General features: G+C 64.4%; 13 protein-coding genes. 6 read left to right on the forward strand and 7 right to left on the reverse strand.

The window, feature by feature from the left end; all coding sequences use genetic code 11:
* Nucleotides 1-197 precede the first annotated feature (197 nt).
* On the forward strand, nucleotides 198-2,153 hold the full coding sequence (locus GRB80_RS03855; RefSeq protein WP_161422591.1) for a winged helix-turn-helix domain-containing protein: 1,956 nt from the start codon (nucleotides 198-200) through the stop codon (nucleotides 2,151-2,153).
* A 7-nt stretch (nucleotides 2,154-2,160) separates the two neighbouring features.
* Here the strand turns inward: GRB80_RS03855 and GRB80_RS03860 are convergent, their stop codons facing one another.
* The 7 genes from GRB80_RS03860 to GRB80_RS03890 form a co-directional block, all read right to left on the reverse strand.
* On the reverse strand, nucleotides 2,161-3,267 hold the full coding sequence (locus GRB80_RS03860) for a pyridoxal phosphate-dependent aminotransferase (protein WP_161422592.1): 1,107 nt from the start codon (nucleotides 3,265-3,267) through the stop codon (nucleotides 2,161-2,163).
* 74 nt (nucleotides 3,268-3,341) lie between these two features.
* Nucleotides 3,342-3,686 (reverse strand): Na+/H+ antiporter subunit G, encoded by a 345-nt coding sequence (locus GRB80_RS03865; protein ID WP_237561914.1) that lies wholly within the window; start codon nucleotides 3,684-3,686, stop codon nucleotides 3,342-3,344.
* Entirely contained in the window at nucleotides 3,683-3,952 is a 270-nt protein-coding gene (locus GRB80_RS03870) for a K+/H+ antiporter subunit F (protein WP_132041239.1), read from the reverse strand. Before GRB80_RS03870 ends, GRB80_RS03865 begins: the two co-directional genes overlap by 4 nt.
* Nucleotides 3,949-4,455 (reverse strand): Na+/H+ antiporter subunit E, encoded by a 507-nt coding sequence (locus GRB80_RS03875; RefSeq protein WP_237561915.1) that lies wholly within the window; start codon nucleotides 4,453-4,455, stop codon nucleotides 3,949-3,951. Before GRB80_RS03875 ends, GRB80_RS03870 begins: the two co-directional genes overlap by 4 nt.
* A complete protein-coding gene (locus GRB80_RS03880; protein ID WP_161422593.1) occupies nucleotides 4,452-5,975 on the reverse strand; it encodes a monovalent cation/H+ antiporter subunit D in 1,524 nt (507 codons plus the stop codon). Before GRB80_RS03880 ends, GRB80_RS03875 begins: the two co-directional genes overlap by 4 nt.
* Entirely contained in the window at nucleotides 5,972-6,310 is a 339-nt protein-coding gene (locus tag GRB80_RS03885; protein ID WP_132041237.1) for a Na+/H+ antiporter subunit C, read from the reverse strand. Before GRB80_RS03885 ends, GRB80_RS03880 begins: the two co-directional genes overlap by 4 nt.
* Nucleotides 6,310-9,105, reverse strand: coding sequence for a monovalent cation/H+ antiporter subunit A (locus GRB80_RS03890; protein WP_161422594.1), 2,796 nt, complete (start codon nucleotides 9,103-9,105; stop codon nucleotides 6,310-6,312). Before GRB80_RS03890 ends, GRB80_RS03885 begins: the two co-directional genes overlap by 1 nt.
* 245 nt (nucleotides 9,106-9,350) lie before the next feature.
* On the opposite strand from GRB80_RS03890, the gene dctP reads away from it, so the two are divergent.
* The 5 genes from dctP to GRB80_RS03915 all read left to right on the forward strand — a co-directional run bounded on the left by dctP (nucleotide 9,351) and on the right by GRB80_RS03915 (nucleotide 14,057).
* Nucleotides 9,351-10,418: a TRAP transporter substrate-binding protein DctP gene (gene dctP, locus GRB80_RS03895; RefSeq protein ID WP_161422595.1), complete on the forward strand. Its 1,068-nt coding sequence runs from the start codon at nucleotides 9,351-9,353 to the stop codon at nucleotides 10,416-10,418.
* A gap of 193 nt (nucleotides 10,419-10,611) precedes the next feature.
* Nucleotides 10,612-11,157: a TRAP transporter small permease gene (locus tag GRB80_RS03900; protein WP_161422596.1), complete on the forward strand. Its 546-nt coding sequence runs from the start codon at nucleotides 10,612-10,614 to the stop codon at nucleotides 11,155-11,157.
* Nucleotides 11,154-12,431: a TRAP transporter large permease gene (locus tag GRB80_RS03905; RefSeq protein ID WP_132041233.1), complete on the forward strand. Its 1,278-nt coding sequence runs from the start codon at nucleotides 11,154-11,156 to the stop codon at nucleotides 12,429-12,431. The genes GRB80_RS03900 and GRB80_RS03905 overlap by 4 nt, the downstream gene beginning before the upstream one ends.
* Before the next feature lie 48 nt (nucleotides 12,432-12,479).
* On the forward strand, nucleotides 12,480-12,836 hold the full coding sequence (locus tag GRB80_RS03910; protein WP_161422597.1) for a RidA family protein: 357 nt from the start codon (nucleotides 12,480-12,482) through the stop codon (nucleotides 12,834-12,836).
* Nucleotides 12,837-12,941: 105 nt separating this feature from the next.
* Nucleotides 12,942-14,057, forward strand: coding sequence for a class II histone deacetylase (locus GRB80_RS03915; RefSeq protein ID WP_161422598.1), 1,116 nt, complete (start codon nucleotides 12,942-12,944; stop codon nucleotides 14,055-14,057).
* Nucleotides 14,058-14,059: the final 2 nt, after the last annotated feature.

A 14,059-nucleotide genomic window follows, 5' to 3' on the forward strand; every position in this document is an offset into this window, starting at 1 on the left:
AGCGAGTGAATGGGACGTGGAGACATCTGTCCTGCACGATCCTGCTGTTGTTCACATACTGCCTCCTTTACATATAGCGCGTTGTCGGGCACCGATCCCGAGGAAGCGATGAGGATTGCATGAGGAGTATTATCGAGGCGACGGCGTTGTGAGTGTGGACTAGTCTGAAGGTGCCTCTCGGAAATCGGGATGAATCAATGGCAGGCCTGAAACGAATGTTGCCGGGCATTGCCGATGTGCTGGCAGGCCGCGGCGCAGAATTGGAACAGCTGGCGACCCTGCTGGACGAGATGGGGCCGGCAGTGATGTGGGTCCATGGGGTGGCGGGTATAGGCAAGAGTGCGCTGGTGGGGCAGTTTCTGCATGATGCCGAGCAACGCGGGGCTCAGTGCCTACTGCTGGAGGGAGGCGGTATTGAGCCCACACCAGAAGGGTTTATGGCTGCCCTGGGTGAAGCCACACACATTCGCCTCGAAACACCCCATGACTTGGCGGTGCTGCGGGGCGGTCAGCAGCGCCAACGGTTGATTATCGCCGTTGACGGCGTCGAGGCCTTACGACTGCTGGATACCTGGCTTCGCTCTTCGCTGGTGCCGCACTTGCCCGAGGGAGCGAAACTGTTGCTCAGTGGTCGTCATCGGCCGACGGCGAACTGGTACCGTGGTTCTGTGGGGCCCGCTGTTCGAGTGCTCACGATGGCCCCGCTGGCACTGCCAGACGCCATGCAGTTACTGGAAAGGCAGGGGCTTTCCAGTGCTCAGGCCACAGTCTTGGCTCCTCGGCTGCACGGTAACCCGCTTGCGATCCAGCTGGCAGCCACTACCTTGCCTGCCCGCCCTGGCTACCGGCTGATCGAAGCCTCCCTGCAGCACGTCATGGACACCCTGACCGAGCTATATCTGACGGACATCACGGATCCGCTTCAGCGGCGCCTGCTTGAGGGGGCCTGTGTGGTGCGTCGTATCACCGAACCGCTGCTCGGGGCCATGATTCCCGACGTTTCATCCGCTGATGCCTATGCTCGACTGCGCACGTTTGACCTCGTCGAGTCCTTGCCCGATGGACTGGTGTTGCATGCTATGGTGCGCGAGGCGCTTGAGCGAAGTTTTGTTGCCCGGGATCCGGAGCACCACCTGCAGTACCGCCAACGTGCCTGGCAGGCCTTGGTGCGGCAGGTGACCGGTTCTGGGCGAGCAGAGCTGTGGCGCTACACAGCCGATCTGCTCTATCTGGTCGAGAACCCCATCGTCCGCGAGGCATTTTTCCCCTCTGACCACTCCGAGCTGGCGGCCGAGCCAGTACAGCCGGAGGAAGTGGCCAGCGTGCAGGCCATTGTCTATCGACATGAGGGTCCTGAGGGCGCCCAGGCATTGTGGCGATGGTGGCAGGCGATGCCCGAGGCCTTCTTCATCGTGCGCGATGTCGATGGTAGCTGCGAGGGCGTGTGTTGCCGCTTCGACCCCCGCCTGGCGCCCCCCGGTGCTCTTGCCGAGGATCCTGTCGTCGCGGCCTGGTGGAGGGACCTTGAGGCTTCACCTGTGCCCGATGGGCAGCGGGTGCTATTTATTCGCCGCTGGCTGGGACGCGCCGACGGTGAACGCCCGGGCGAGGTCCAGGCCGCCATCTGGTTGGCCCTCAAGCGGGATTATATGGAGATGCGTCCGGCGCTGCGTCGCGTCTATCTGGTACTGGCCGACCCCGCCCCATATGCGGCGGTCGCCGAGACGCTAGGCTTTCGGCCTCTGCCGGATTGCAGCGTAACCTTGGACGGTGTCGAACACACCTCTGTGGTACTCGATTTCGGGCCGCGCTCGGTGGACGGCTGGTTGGCTCGGCTGGCCGCCGCAGAGCTGGTGCTGGAAGGCGACACGGAGTGGCTGGATCGACAGGCGCGCGAGCTGATCCTTCATGACCGACGCATTGCCCTTACCCCGCTGGAATTCGGTGTGCTCTCTTATCTGTTGGATCGTGATGGCGAAGCAGTGTCTCGGGAACAGCTGCTCAAGGAGGTATGGCAGAGCGACTATATGGGCTGGAGCAACAAGGTAGATGCCGTGATGGTGGGGCTGCGGCGCAAGCTGGGAGACGAGTCTGGTTGCATCAAGGCAGTAACCGGGGTCGGCTATCGTTATCGTCGTGCCGACCCTGGCTAGTTTCGTCTCACTCCTCCTTCAGGGCGCGCTCCAAGGGCGCCAGCCGGCCCGGCACGAGAGCATCTTCCACGGCGGTGATGCGCAGCACATGGCCCAAGGCCGGGTCGGCGGGTCGAGCGATCAGCTTGCCCTCGTCGAGCAGCGCCCTGTGCACCTCGCCGGCGAGCTCCGCGGTCGGCATGCGTACGCCGACGAAGTTGGTGGCGCTGGGCAGCACATCGGCGCCCAGTTCGCGCAGGTGGGCTGCCAGGCGCTCACGACGCTCCCTCACCGCCTCCACGTGGACTGCGACCTCGTCAGGCGCGTCCAGCACTGTTTCGGCGGCGGCCTGGCTGAGTGTCGACACCGCATAGTGGATGCGGACCTTCATCATCACCGCCAGGGTCTTCGGCTCGGCGATGGCGTAGCCAACGCGTAGCCCAGCGAGGCCATGGGCCTTGGAGAGGGTGCGCAGGCGCACCACGCCGGGCAGCACCCGACGGCCGAACTCGCCGTCGGCATCCTCGCGGAAGTCGTGATAGGCCTCGTCGAGCAGCAGCCAGCAGTCGTCGGGCAGAGAGCGGCGCAGGGCCAGCACATCATCGTCGGTATGCAGGTGGCTGCCGGGGTTGTCCGGGTTGGCCAGATAGACCAGCCGTGCGCGGGTCTCCCTGGCCGTCCGCGCCAGGGCGTCCAAGTCGGGGGCGAGTCGTCCCGGCGCCTCGTCGTAGGCGACTTCCTCCACGCGACAGCCGTGACCGCGTGCGAAGTAGGCGAAGGTGGGGTAGGTGCCCCGGGTGGCGACGACCGTCTCGCCGGGGGAGGTGACGGCGCGCAGCGTCAGGGCGAGCAGGCTGTCGGCCCCGGCGTCCACCAGCATCGCCTCCAGCGCAATCCCCTTCTGGTCGGTCAGGCGCTGACGGATGCCCATTGCCTCGGCATCGCCGTAGCTGTAGACATGCTCCGCCAGGGCATCGCCGAAGCGCTCGCGCAGGGCGCGGTGGGGCATGTCGAGCCCCTCGTTGGAGCCCAATTGATGGGGGATTTCGCGCCCCAGGCGGCGCTCCAGCACGCGCACGCCGGGAAAGGGGTTGTGGGGGCCGTCACCGGTCAGATGGTCGGGGAAGCGGGGCATATCGGTCTCCAGTCGCTGATGCCAGTCATCGTTCACCCTATCAGGGTTTGACGCTGAGTTGGCCCGCCGGTGGGCTACTCCTTGGGCATATTGCGGGTGCCCGCCACGCCTCGCAGGCACCGACGCAGCGCCGCCTTGCCCATCATATGGGCGCTGACCGGGGCGGTGGCGAACAAAAATATGGTCACCAGGGCCTCCTGCACCGAGACGCCATCTTGCTGGTGGCTAAAGAAGAGCAGCGAGCCGATCAGCGTGCAACCGACGCCCAGGGTGCTGGCCTTGGTGGGGCCATGCAGGCGGGTGTAGAAGTCGGGGAGCTTGGCCAGCCCCCAGGAGCCGATCAGCGCCACTACCGCGCCCACCAACAGGAAGAGGGCGATGACCAGCTGCATGATCCAGGACATGTCGAGGCTGTTCATTCGATGACATCCCCCCGCAGCAGATACTTGCTCATGGCTACGGTGCCGACGAAGCCCATCAGCGCGATCAGCAGGGCTAGCTCGAACAGCACTCCGAGTCCCATCTGGATGTCGGCCAGCACGATCAGGGCGATGCTGTTGATCATCAGGGTGTCCAGCGCCAGGATGCGATCGACGATATCCGGGCCTGCGGCCAGGCGGTAGAGGTTGAGCAGCGCGGCGATGGCGAACAGTGTCATCGCGATGGGAATCACCAGAGCAATCATCGGAAGATCTCCTGCAGCGGGCGCTCGTAACGGCGGTGTATCTCCTCGATGGCATCGGCCTCGTTCTCCAGGTGCAGGGCGTGCACCAGCAGAGTGTTGGCCTCGGCGTCATGGTGGAGCGAGACGGTACCGGGAGTCAGCGAGATGGTGCTGGCCAGGATGGTGATGGCGAAGTCATCGTCCAGGGCCAGCGGGTAGATGAAGAAGGCCGGCTTGAGATGCCGGGCGGGGCGCAGGATGCGTAGCGCCACTACCAGGTTGGAGCGCAGGATGTCCAGCAGCAGCACCAGCAGGTAGCGAAGCAGCGGCAATGGCCGCCGGATCCTCGCCTCCTCGGCCCAGAAGCCGTGGGTCACCATCGGGATGGCCACGCCCAGGGCCAGTCCCAGCAGTGCGTTGGCCATGCTGACGTCATTGACCATCAGCAGCCAGAGCAGCGCCAAAAACAGCGAGAACAGCGGGTGTGGCAGCCAGAATCGCCACGCGCGGATCGAGGGCATCATGGGGCGACCTCCCAGGTGGGCGCGGTGGCCTCGGGCAGCACCGCGCTGATATAGCCCTGTGGGGCGAACAGCTGTTCGGCGGTGAGCGCAAGGTAAGCCATCACCGGGTCACCGAAGGCCGCCAGCAAGGCGTTGAGGCCGACCATGCTGTAGACCAGGGTCAGCAGGCCGCGCCTGAGTGGATAGGGGGTCGCCATCTCGCCGGGACGCCAGAACCAGCTGCTGCCGGTGCGGCTGATGGCGATGATCACCAAGAGGGCCGACGCCAGCAGTATCCCCCAAAGCCATAGTCCGCCGGGCTGGGCGCCGCTGGCCTGCAAAATCCATACCTTGCTGACGAACCCCGAAAACGGCGGCAATCCCGCCATGGCGATACCGGCGATAAAGAACAGGCTGCCCAGCACCCAACGGTGTCCGATGGGGCCCACCGCGGAGAAGCGGTCATAGCCCTCCTTGCGTTGCTGACCCAGCAGGTCGGCGAGCAGGAAGAAGGCGGCGGCCATCAGGGTGCTGTGCACCAGGTAGAAGAGGGCAGCGCCCAGGGCGGCGGGGGTGGCCAGGCTGATGGTTGCGAGCAGGGTGCCCACCGAGAGGATCACCAGATAGGCGGTCAGGGTGCGCAGACTCTCGGAACCCAGTACACCGATGCCGCCGAGTGCCAGGGTCAGCAGGGCCAGGGGCCATAGCCAGTTCCAGGCGGTCTCGTTGACCGGCGCCTCCCCCAGCGCAAATACCAGCAGGAAGACCCGCAGGATCGCGTAGACACCCACCTTGGTCATGATGGCGAAGAGTGCCGCCACCGGTGCGCTGGCTGCCGAGTAGGCGCGAGGTAGCCAGAACAGCAGCGGCAGGATCGCCGCCTTGATGCCGAACACCACCAGCAGAATCAGGCTGGCCGCCGCCAGCAGTGGTGCATCCTCGGCCGGGGCCGCGGCGATTCTTTGTGCCAGGTCGGCCATGTTGAGGGTGCCGACCAGACCGTAGAGGGTGCCCAGAGCGATCAGAAACAATGCCGACCCCGCGAGATTGATGATCACATAGTGCAGGCCCGCGCGGCTGCGGGCGCGGCCGCCGCCATGCAGCAGCAGGGCGTAGGAGGCAATCAGCAGGATCTCGAAGAACACGAAGAGGTTGAACAGGTCGCCGGTCAGGAAGGCGCCGTTGAGCCCCGCCAGCTGGAACTGGAAGAGGGCATGGAAGTGGGCGCCGCGCCGGTCGGTGCCACCGCTGGCGTAGAGCAGGCAGCAGAGTCCGAGCACGGCGGTGAGGGCCAGCATGATGGCGGCGAGGCGGTCGAGGACCAGTACGATGCCGAAGGGGGCTGGCCAGTTGCCGGCCTGGTAGATCAGATAGTCGCCGGCACCGGCCGTGACGATCGCCCAGAGACCCAGCAGTACCAGCCAGGCGGTGCTGGCAAACCCGAGCAGGCGCTGCACGGCGAAGGGGGCCCGGTAGAACAGCAGCTGGCCCGCGCCGGTCAGCAGCGGCAGCAGGATGGGCAGGATCAGAACGTGGTTCATGTCCGGTCCTCGTCGGGATTCTCACCGTCGACATGGTCGTTGCGCAGCTCCACCGCGGCCTTGAGCGCCAGCACCACCACGAAGGCGGTCATGGCGAAGCCGATGACGATGGCGGTCAAAACCAGCGCCTGGGGCAGTGGGTCCGCCATGGTGTCCGCGATGCCGATGATGGCCGGGGCCCCGGCCACCAATCGACCCGAGGCGAACAGGTAGAGGTTGACGGCGTGGGAGAGCAGGGTCAGCCCCAGAATGACGGTGAAGGTGCGTGCCCGCAGCAGCAGATAGGTGCCGCAGCTGGTCAGCACGCCAAGGGTGATTGCATAGAGGAGCTCCATCAGCCGATCTCCTTGCCGGGGCCGGCCACCGTCATCAGCTTGCCGAGGTTGGCCAGAATCAGCAGCGTGGCCCCGACCACGGTGGCGTAGACACCGAGATCGAAGAGCATGGCGGTGGCCAGCTCGAACTCGCCAATCAGCGGCAGATGCAGGTGACCGTGGGCCGAGGTGAGGAAGGGGAAGCCGAACAGCCAGCTGCCCAGGCCCGTAAAGGAGGCGATCAGCACCCCGGCACCGATCATCGGCCGAAAGGCGGTCGGCATGCGTGCCTGGGCCCAGACGAGCCCACCGGCCATGTACTGCAGGGTCAGCGCCACCGCGGTGATCAGCCCGGCGATAAAGCCGCCGCCGGGTTGGTTGTGGCCACGCAGGAAGATATAGGCTGAGACCAGCAGGGCAACGGGCAGCACCAGCCGGGCCACGGCGCCGAGCATGATCGGATAGGGCTCGGCCACCCAGTGGGTGGGGTTGGTGTCGACCACACGCGCCTTGAGATGCAGGTCGCGAGTGAAGGCGAAGACCGCCACGGCGGCGATGCCCAATACGGTGATCTCGCCCAAGGTATCGAAGCCGCGGAAGTCCACCAGGATGACATTGACCACGTTGCTGCCGCCGCCGCCCGGCACGCTGTTGGCCAGGAAGAAGTCGGAGATCGTCTGCTGGGGGCGGGTCAGGATGGCGAAGCTGAAGGCGGCCACGCCTAGGCCCATCAGCCCGGCGATGGTCAGATCCCGGCCCATGCGTAGTCGGGTCGAGCCGCGTGGAGAGGTTTGAGGCAGGAAGGAGAGTGCCAGCATCATGATCACCACCGCCATCACTTCCACCATCAGCTGGGTCAGGGCGAGGTCCGGTGCCGAGAAGCGGGCGAAGGTCACGGTGACGAACAGTCCGGTAACGCCGAGCAGCAGCAGGGCCGGGAGCCGGTGATGGTGATAGACCACCACCCCCAGTGATGTCAGGCAGAGCAGGATCGCGGCCAGCAGGGTGAGCGGGTCGAGGGGAGCAAGCGCCACGCCGCCGTCCCAGCGGGGAACATCGCGCAGCTGCAGGCCGACCAGCACCACGAGGGTGGCCAAGATAAAGGCCAGATACCGCTGCAGGGAGCCATTCTCCAGCTGGAACACCCGCTGCTGGGCCAGAGCCGTGGCGCGACGCATGAGCCAGTCGAATATCTCCTTGGCATCCACCATCGGCAGGCGGCAATGCAGACGGAAAAGCGGCGTGCGCCAGTGGTAGAAGAGCGCACCGCCGGCCAGGGCGAACAGGCTCATGAGCATGGGCAGGCGGCCGTCCAGGGCCGTGAAGTCATAGGGGGCAACGGCTATCTGCCGGGAGGCGGCGAAGGCGGGGTGGACCAGTGCCATGTAGATCGGCTGGGGGGCCAGTCCCACCAGCAGGGTGGCCAGGACCGGCAACATGATGGGCGAGAGGGCTGCCAGCCGTGGTGGGGCGGGCGGCCAGATCGGCAGATCGATCGGACGACCATTGAAGAAGACGTTGTGGAAGATCCGGATCGAGTAGGCCACCGAGAAGAGCGCGGCCAGGGCCACCCAGGCGGGAATCACCACCGTCGCCCACTCCGGGATGACGACCAGCAGGCTTTCGTTGAACAGCATCTTCTTGCTTAGATAGCCGCTCATCAGGGGCAGGCCGGCCATGGCGGCGGAGGCGACGCCCGACAGCACCATCAGCGCCGGCATGAAACGCCACATGCCGTTGATATGGCGCATGTCGCGGGATCCGGTGGCGTGGTCCACGTAGCCCGCCATCATGAACAGCGGGGCCTTGAACAGCGCATGGCACACCAGATGGAAGAGAGCAGCCGCCAGCGCCATGGGTGTTCCCAACCCCAGCAACAACATGATCAACCCCAGGTGGGAGACCGTGGAGTAGGCCAGCAGTCCCTTCATGTCGTGCATGAACATGGCCACGAAGGCACCCACCATCAGCGTCAGCATGCCGGTCAGGGTCACCAGGTAGAACCATAGCGTGGTATCGGCCAGTGCCGGGTGAAGCCGCGCGAGCAGGAACAGCCCAGCCTTGACCATGGTGGCGCTGTGCAGATAGGCGGAGACCGGGGTGGGCGCCGTCATGGCATGGGGCAGCCAGAGGTGAAAGGGGAATTGTGCCGACTTGGTGAAGGCGCCGAGCAGGATCAGGTTAAGCATCAGCCCGTAGTGCTCGCTTGCGCGAATATGTTCGCCGGCCTCGAGGATAATGGAGAGTTCATAGCTGCCGGCGGCCTGGCCCAGCAGCATGATGCCGGCGAGCAGCGCCAGGCCGCCGCCGCCGGTGATCACCAGCGACATGCGGGCACCGAGGCGAGCCGCATGATCGTCGGTGTGGTAACCGATCAGCAGGAAGGAGGTCAGGCTGGTCAGCTCCCAGAACACCAGCATGAACAGCAGGTTCTCGCTAAGCACGATGCCCAGCATGGCGGCCATGAACAGCAGGAGCAGGGTGAAGAAGCGTGCCGTGGCCTCGCTGCCTTCGAAGTAGTAACGGGCGTAGAGCAGGATCAGGCAGCCGACGCCGGTGATCAGCAGGGCAAACAGCAGCCCCAGGCCGTCGAGTCGAAAGCTTGCGTCGAGGCCCAGGGAGGGCAGCCAGGAGAGCCGCTGCACCACGGCCGCGCCGTCCTGCATCACATGGGGAAGCCAGCTGAGCAGCAGCAGCAGGCAGAAGAGGGCGGGGAGGGCGGAGACCGAGGCCAGCAGGCGTGATGATCTTCCCTGCAGCAGGGCGGGCAGGCAGGCGCCGGTCAGCGGCAGCAGGATGATCAGCACAAGCGGCATAAGGCACGACTCCCTGTCCGGCAGAGGTTCCTTTACACACTATAAGAGGGCATCGGGGCTTGGTCAGACGCCGGCTTCAACGCTGGATGTTGGTTTCAGGAGGGTTACGAACGGCATCGGCGTTGAAAGGAACCGGTAGCAGGTGAAAGCAGTATCGAGGCTGGCGTTCTAGGATAGTGAGCAGGCAAGCGTTTCTGACGCTGCCTTTGCCGCATCCGATAACGACAATACCGAGAGGCAAGCCCATGCATAGCAAGAAGTTCCCGCGTCTGGCCGCCCTGGCGGCGCTGCCCCTGGCCATGGCGGCCGTCCAGGCCCAGGCCGAGGAGATGGCCATCGCCACCATCCTTCCCGAAAACATGAGCAACAACGAGGTCTACCCCGCGCTGATTCAGTTCAAGAACCTGGTGGAGACGCGCACCGACGGGGAGATCACGGTATCGATCTTCGGCAACAGTCAGCTGGGCTCCGAGGTGGAGACGGCCTCCGAGGTGCAGGGGGGACGCACCCTGCAGTCCACCATCATCACTACCGGTGCCATGTCATCCTTCTATGATGACTATCAGCTGATGACCGCACCCTTCATCTTCGACAACTGGCGGCAGGCCTGGGCCTTCTTCGATGGCGACTGGTTCGCCGACTTCATGTCCGGCACCGTCGAAGAGACCAATATGCGCTACCTGGGGACCTTCGATGACGGGGGCGGCTTCGTTGCCTTCACCAATAACGAGCGCCTGATCAAGACCGTGGAGGATCTCGAGGGGCTAAATATCCGCACCGAGGAGAACCCCGGACACGTGGCCATCATGAAGTCGCTGGGCGCCTCGGCCACGCCGCTGCCCTGGGGCGAGGTAATCACCGCCCTGGAGACCGGCCTGGCCGACGGTCAGTTCAACGCCCCGGTGCTGAATACCACCTTCAACTTCAATGAAGTGACGGACTACACCACGCTCACCGGGCATGTCTATAACAGTGCCGCCTGGCTGGTCAGCGAGGAGTGGTTCCAGAGCCTGACCGAGCAACAGCAGGAGGCCATCGTCACCTCCGCTCGCGAGGCGATCGCCATCGGTCACGGCATGTCCGGTGCCCTGGCCACCGCCAGCTGGGTGGAGTCGTGCGAGCGGTTCAAGGAGTGTTACATCATGCCCCCGGAAGAGCGGGCCCGCATGGCTGAGATCGCCACGCCGGCCTGGAAGGAGTGGATCGTCAACGACTTCGGTATCGAGGAGGAGAAGGTCGATGCCTTCCTGGCCGAGGTCAAGCGGGTCGGCGAGGAAGTCGTCGAGAGCGATATGGCCAATTATGGTCCATAACGTGGTCAATAACATGGCCAGAAACATGGCCAGAAACATGGCCAGAAACATGGCCAGAAACATGGCCAGTTACCATCGCGATTGAGTGAACGGCCCCGGTGATCCCGGGGCCAGTGAATCGACAGGCGACTGGTGCCTGTGTCGTGGGACGGTCGGCCCTCGGGCTGGCCGTCGATCACCTCGAGGTATTCCGATGACCCTCCTTCAGCCTTTGCGCCGGATCAGCGATGCGGTGAACCAGGCGGCGATCGTGGCCTGTGTGGCCTGCGTGCTCATCATGCTGGGCATCTCCTTCACGGCTTTTCTCTACAAGCTGGCCACCGGCAGCACGCTGAGCTGGACCTACTCCCTGGCCAGGCTCTTCCTGCCCTGGATCGGCTTTCTCTCCATGACCATCTCGCTGCGCTATGGCGAGCATGTGGCGATGACGCTACTGGTGCGCAGCCTGCCGCGACTGCTGCTGAAAGTGGCGGCAGGCCTGTGCCTGGGGGTCATCGCGCTGTTTGGCCTGATGCTGGTCTGGTATGGCTGGGGGTTTTTCCAGGGGGCCTCCCAGGTCTACATGGTCTCCGACCAGATCCAGATATCGGCCAAGTTCACCGCCATCGTGATTCCGATCAGCGGAGGCATCGTCCTGCTGCACCTGGTGCAGGGCTTCGACCTGCTGGAACACTTCATCGATGACGACAGTGTGATCGATGGGCTTATCGACACCGCCGATGGGGAGAAGCGCTCATGATGCCCGCGATCATCGCTTTCGTTGTGCTGTTGTTAATCGGTGCGCCGGTCGCCGTGGTGATGGCCATGTCGGGGCTGGCCGGCGGCTTTGCCATGGGCGGCGAGCGCATGCTTGGCATCATCGCCGACCGAATGTTTGCCGGGGTGTCCGGCTTCCTGCTGATCGCCGTGCCCTATTTCATCTTCACGGCCGAACTGATGAACCAGGGAGGGCTGACCCAGAAGCTGATCGCCTTCAACAATGCCCTGTTCGGTCAGGTTCGCGGGGCACTGTCACACGTCAATGTGTCGGTATCGGTGTTCTTTGCCGGCCTTACCGGGGCGGCGATCACCGATACCGTGGCGATTGGCAAGATCATGATCCCGGAGATGAAGGCACAGGGCTATGACGCCGACTATGCGGCCGCGGTCACGGCCTGCTCGTCGATCATCGGGCCGATCATCCCGCCCAGCGTGGTGATGGTGGTCTATGCCACCCTGCTGCGCGATATTTCGGTCATCGACCTGTTCGCGGGAGGAATTATCCCCGGCCTGCTGATGGCCCTAGCCCTGCTTGCCGTCAGCTTCTTTCTGGCCTGGAAGCGGGGGTATCCCAAGCAGGCGCCGACGCCACTCAAGGTAGCCGGGATGGCCTTTCTGGTCGCGCTGCCGGCGATGATCGTGCCATTGATCATCCTCGGCGGCATTCTCTCGGGGCTGACTACCATCACCGAGGCCTCGGGCTTTGCCGCGGTCTATGCCATTGCCATCGGCGTGGTCTTCTACCGCAGCCTGACCTGGCAGAAGATCTGGTATGCGCTGCTGGTGACGGTGCGCTTCTCGGGCGTGGTGTTCTTTCTGCTGGCGACCTCGGCGGTACTCGGCTGGTTCGTTACCCGCTCCGGTATTGCCCGGGACGCGGCGGGTCTGATCACCACCTTCAGCGACTCGACCTTTCTGCAACTGCTGCTGGTGTGTGCCCTGCTTATCCTGATCGGCACCGTCATGGATGTGTTGCCGGCGCTGGTGGTAGTGGCCCCGGTGCTGGTGCCGGCGATGGTTCAGCTCGGTGTCGACCCGTTGCACTTCGCGATCCTGATGATCGTGGTGCTCAATATCTCCAACGTCACCCCGCCGGTGGGCATGACATTGATGACGGCGGCACGTATCGCCAATGTGCCCTTCGAGCGGGCGATCATCGCCTCGCTGCCATTCTATGTGGCCTTTATCGCGGTGATCCTGCTGCTGGTCACCTTCCCTTCCCTGTCTACTTGGATACCATCGCTGCTAGGCTAGATGTCTTACGGCGAACGTCACTTCATCACTCCAACAAGAGAACCTGTCATGACCATTACCTATCACGACAGCAATAACCGCATGAGCCAGGCCACCGTACACAATGGCACCGTCTATCTGGCCGGTCAGGTGCCCGACGATACCGGGGCCGATATGCGTGGCCAGACAGAGCAGGTGCTGGCCAAGATCGATCGCCAGCTGGCTGCCGTGGGTAGCAGCAAGGAGCATCTGCTCAGTGCCCTGGTCTGGGTCACCGACATGAGCGAGTTCGGCGCGATGAACGACGCCTGGGATGCCTGGGTGGTGCCGGGAAGGCCCCCAGCTCGTGCCGCCACCGAGGCCAAGCTGGCACGGCCCGAATTCAAGGTGGAGATCATGGTGACCGCGGCGATTCCGGAGGCGTGAAATGATCCATCTTATCGCCAAGGAGTTGGCGCGAACCCCGGACGGGTGGGTGGAAGAGGAGCGGGTCATTGTCATCCCTGAATGGACGTGTCGAGAGGATCTCGCATGACCACTTCACGCTGTGGTTTCTTCTGGCATGAACGTTGCTTCTGGCATGACCCCGGCGCCATCGGGGTATTCTCGGCCCCCGGTGAGTTCCTTCAGCCGCAGCCGGCCTCGGAAAGTCCCGAGAGCAAGCGGCGCCTCAAGAATCTGCTCGAAGTCTCGGGGCTGATCGATGAGCTGGTGGTGCGCAAGCCGCTGCCAGCGACACGTGAAGACCTGGAGTACTTCCACACCGAGCGCTATCTGGATGCCCTGGAGGCCGGCGACGCCGGGCGTGGTGGCGATGCGGGCGACTGCGCCCCCTATATGCCAGGCAGTCTGGCCGCCGCGCGACAGTCGGCGGGGCTGGCCATCGCCGCGGTCGAGGCCGTCGCCACCGGTGAGCTCGACCAGGCCTATGTCCTGTGTCGCCCTCCGGGGCATCATGCCGAGGCCGACCGTGGGCGGGGCTTCTGTCTGCTGGGAAATATTCCGGTGGCGGTAAAACGGGCGCGAGCCTTGGGCCAGATAGGACGCGTGGCGATCTTCGATTGGGATGTGCATCATGGCAACGGCCAGCAGGCGGCGTTCTACGCCGATCCCGAGGTGTTGACGGTCTCCATACACCAGGCGGGCAACTACCCGCTGGATACCGGCACCTTCGAGGAGCAGGGGGAGGGAGCCGGCCTGGGGGCCTGTCTCAATCTGCCGTTGCCGCCCGGCTCGGGTCTCGGTGCCTACGACTATGCCATGGAGTCGGTGGTGCTGCCCGCCATCGAGGCCTTCGCGCCCGAACTGATCGTGGTGGCCTGTGGTTATGACGCCTGCGCCAAGGATCCCCTCGGCAAGATGCTGCTCAACAGCACCGCCTTTGCCCGGATGACCACCTCACTCAAGAGACTGGCCGCACGTCTCTGTGAAGGGCGTCTGGTGATGATCCATGAGGGTGGCTACTCCGAGGGCTATGTGCCGCTATGCGGCCACGCGACTATTCAGGCCCTGGCCGATAGTCACATCTCGGTAAATGATCCCCAGGCCGAGGAGATCGCCGCCTGGGCCTATCAGGACCTGCAGCCCCATCAGCGTGAGCTGATTGACGGCTGGCGCTCCGCCTGGACGGCAGAGGGCCGACTCTGATC

This window comes from Halomonas icarae, assembly GCF_009901955.1.
GTDB classification, from domain to species: domain Bacteria; phylum Pseudomonadota; class Gammaproteobacteria; order Pseudomonadales; family Halomonadaceae; genus Halomonas; species Halomonas icarae.

Coding starts and splice junctions, on each gene's coding strand:
- GRB80_RS03915 (WP_161422598.1), top strand. CDS start 12,942: ATGACCACTTCACGCTGTGGTTTCTTCTGGCATGAACGTTGCTTCTGG.
- GRB80_RS03865 (WP_237561914.1), bottom strand. CDS start 3,686: ATGAACAGCCTCGACATGTCCTGGATCATGCAGCTGGTCATCGCCCTC.
- GRB80_RS03890 (WP_161422594.1), bottom strand. CDS start 9,105: ATGCCGCTTGTGCTGATCATCCTGCTGCCGCTGACCGGCGCCTGCCTG.
- GRB80_RS03885 (WP_132041237.1), bottom strand. CDS start 6,310: ATGGAGCTCCTCTATGCAATCACCCTTGGCGTGCTGACCAGCTGCGGC.
- GRB80_RS03900 (WP_161422596.1), top strand. CDS start 10,612: ATGACCCTCCTTCAGCCTTTGCGCCGGATCAGCGATGCGGTGAACCAG.
- GRB80_RS03905 (WP_132041233.1), top strand. CDS start 11,154: ATGATGCCCGCGATCATCGCTTTCGTTGTGCTGTTGTTAATCGGTGCG.
- GRB80_RS03880 (WP_161422593.1), bottom strand. CDS start 5,975: ATGAACCACGTTCTGATCCTGCCCATCCTGCTGCCGCTGCTGACCGGC.
- GRB80_RS03855 (WP_161422591.1), top strand. CDS start 198: ATGGCAGGCCTGAAACGAATGTTGCCGGGCATTGCCGATGTGCTGGCA.
- GRB80_RS03910 (WP_161422597.1), top strand. CDS start 12,480: ATGACCATTACCTATCACGACAGCAATAACCGCATGAGCCAGGCCACC.
- GRB80_RS03860 (WP_161422592.1), bottom strand. CDS start 3,267: ATGCCCCGCTTCCCCGACCATCTGACCGGTGACGGCCCCCACAACCCC.
- dctP (WP_161422595.1), top strand. CDS start 9,351: ATGCATAGCAAGAAGTTCCCGCGTCTGGCCGCCCTGGCGGCGCTGCCC.
- GRB80_RS03875 (WP_237561915.1), bottom strand. CDS start 4,455: ATGATGCCCTCGATCCGCGCGTGGCGATTCTGGCTGCCACACCCGCTG.
- GRB80_RS03870 (WP_132041239.1), bottom strand. CDS start 3,952: ATGATTGCTCTGGTGATTCCCATCGCGATGACACTGTTCGCCATCGCC.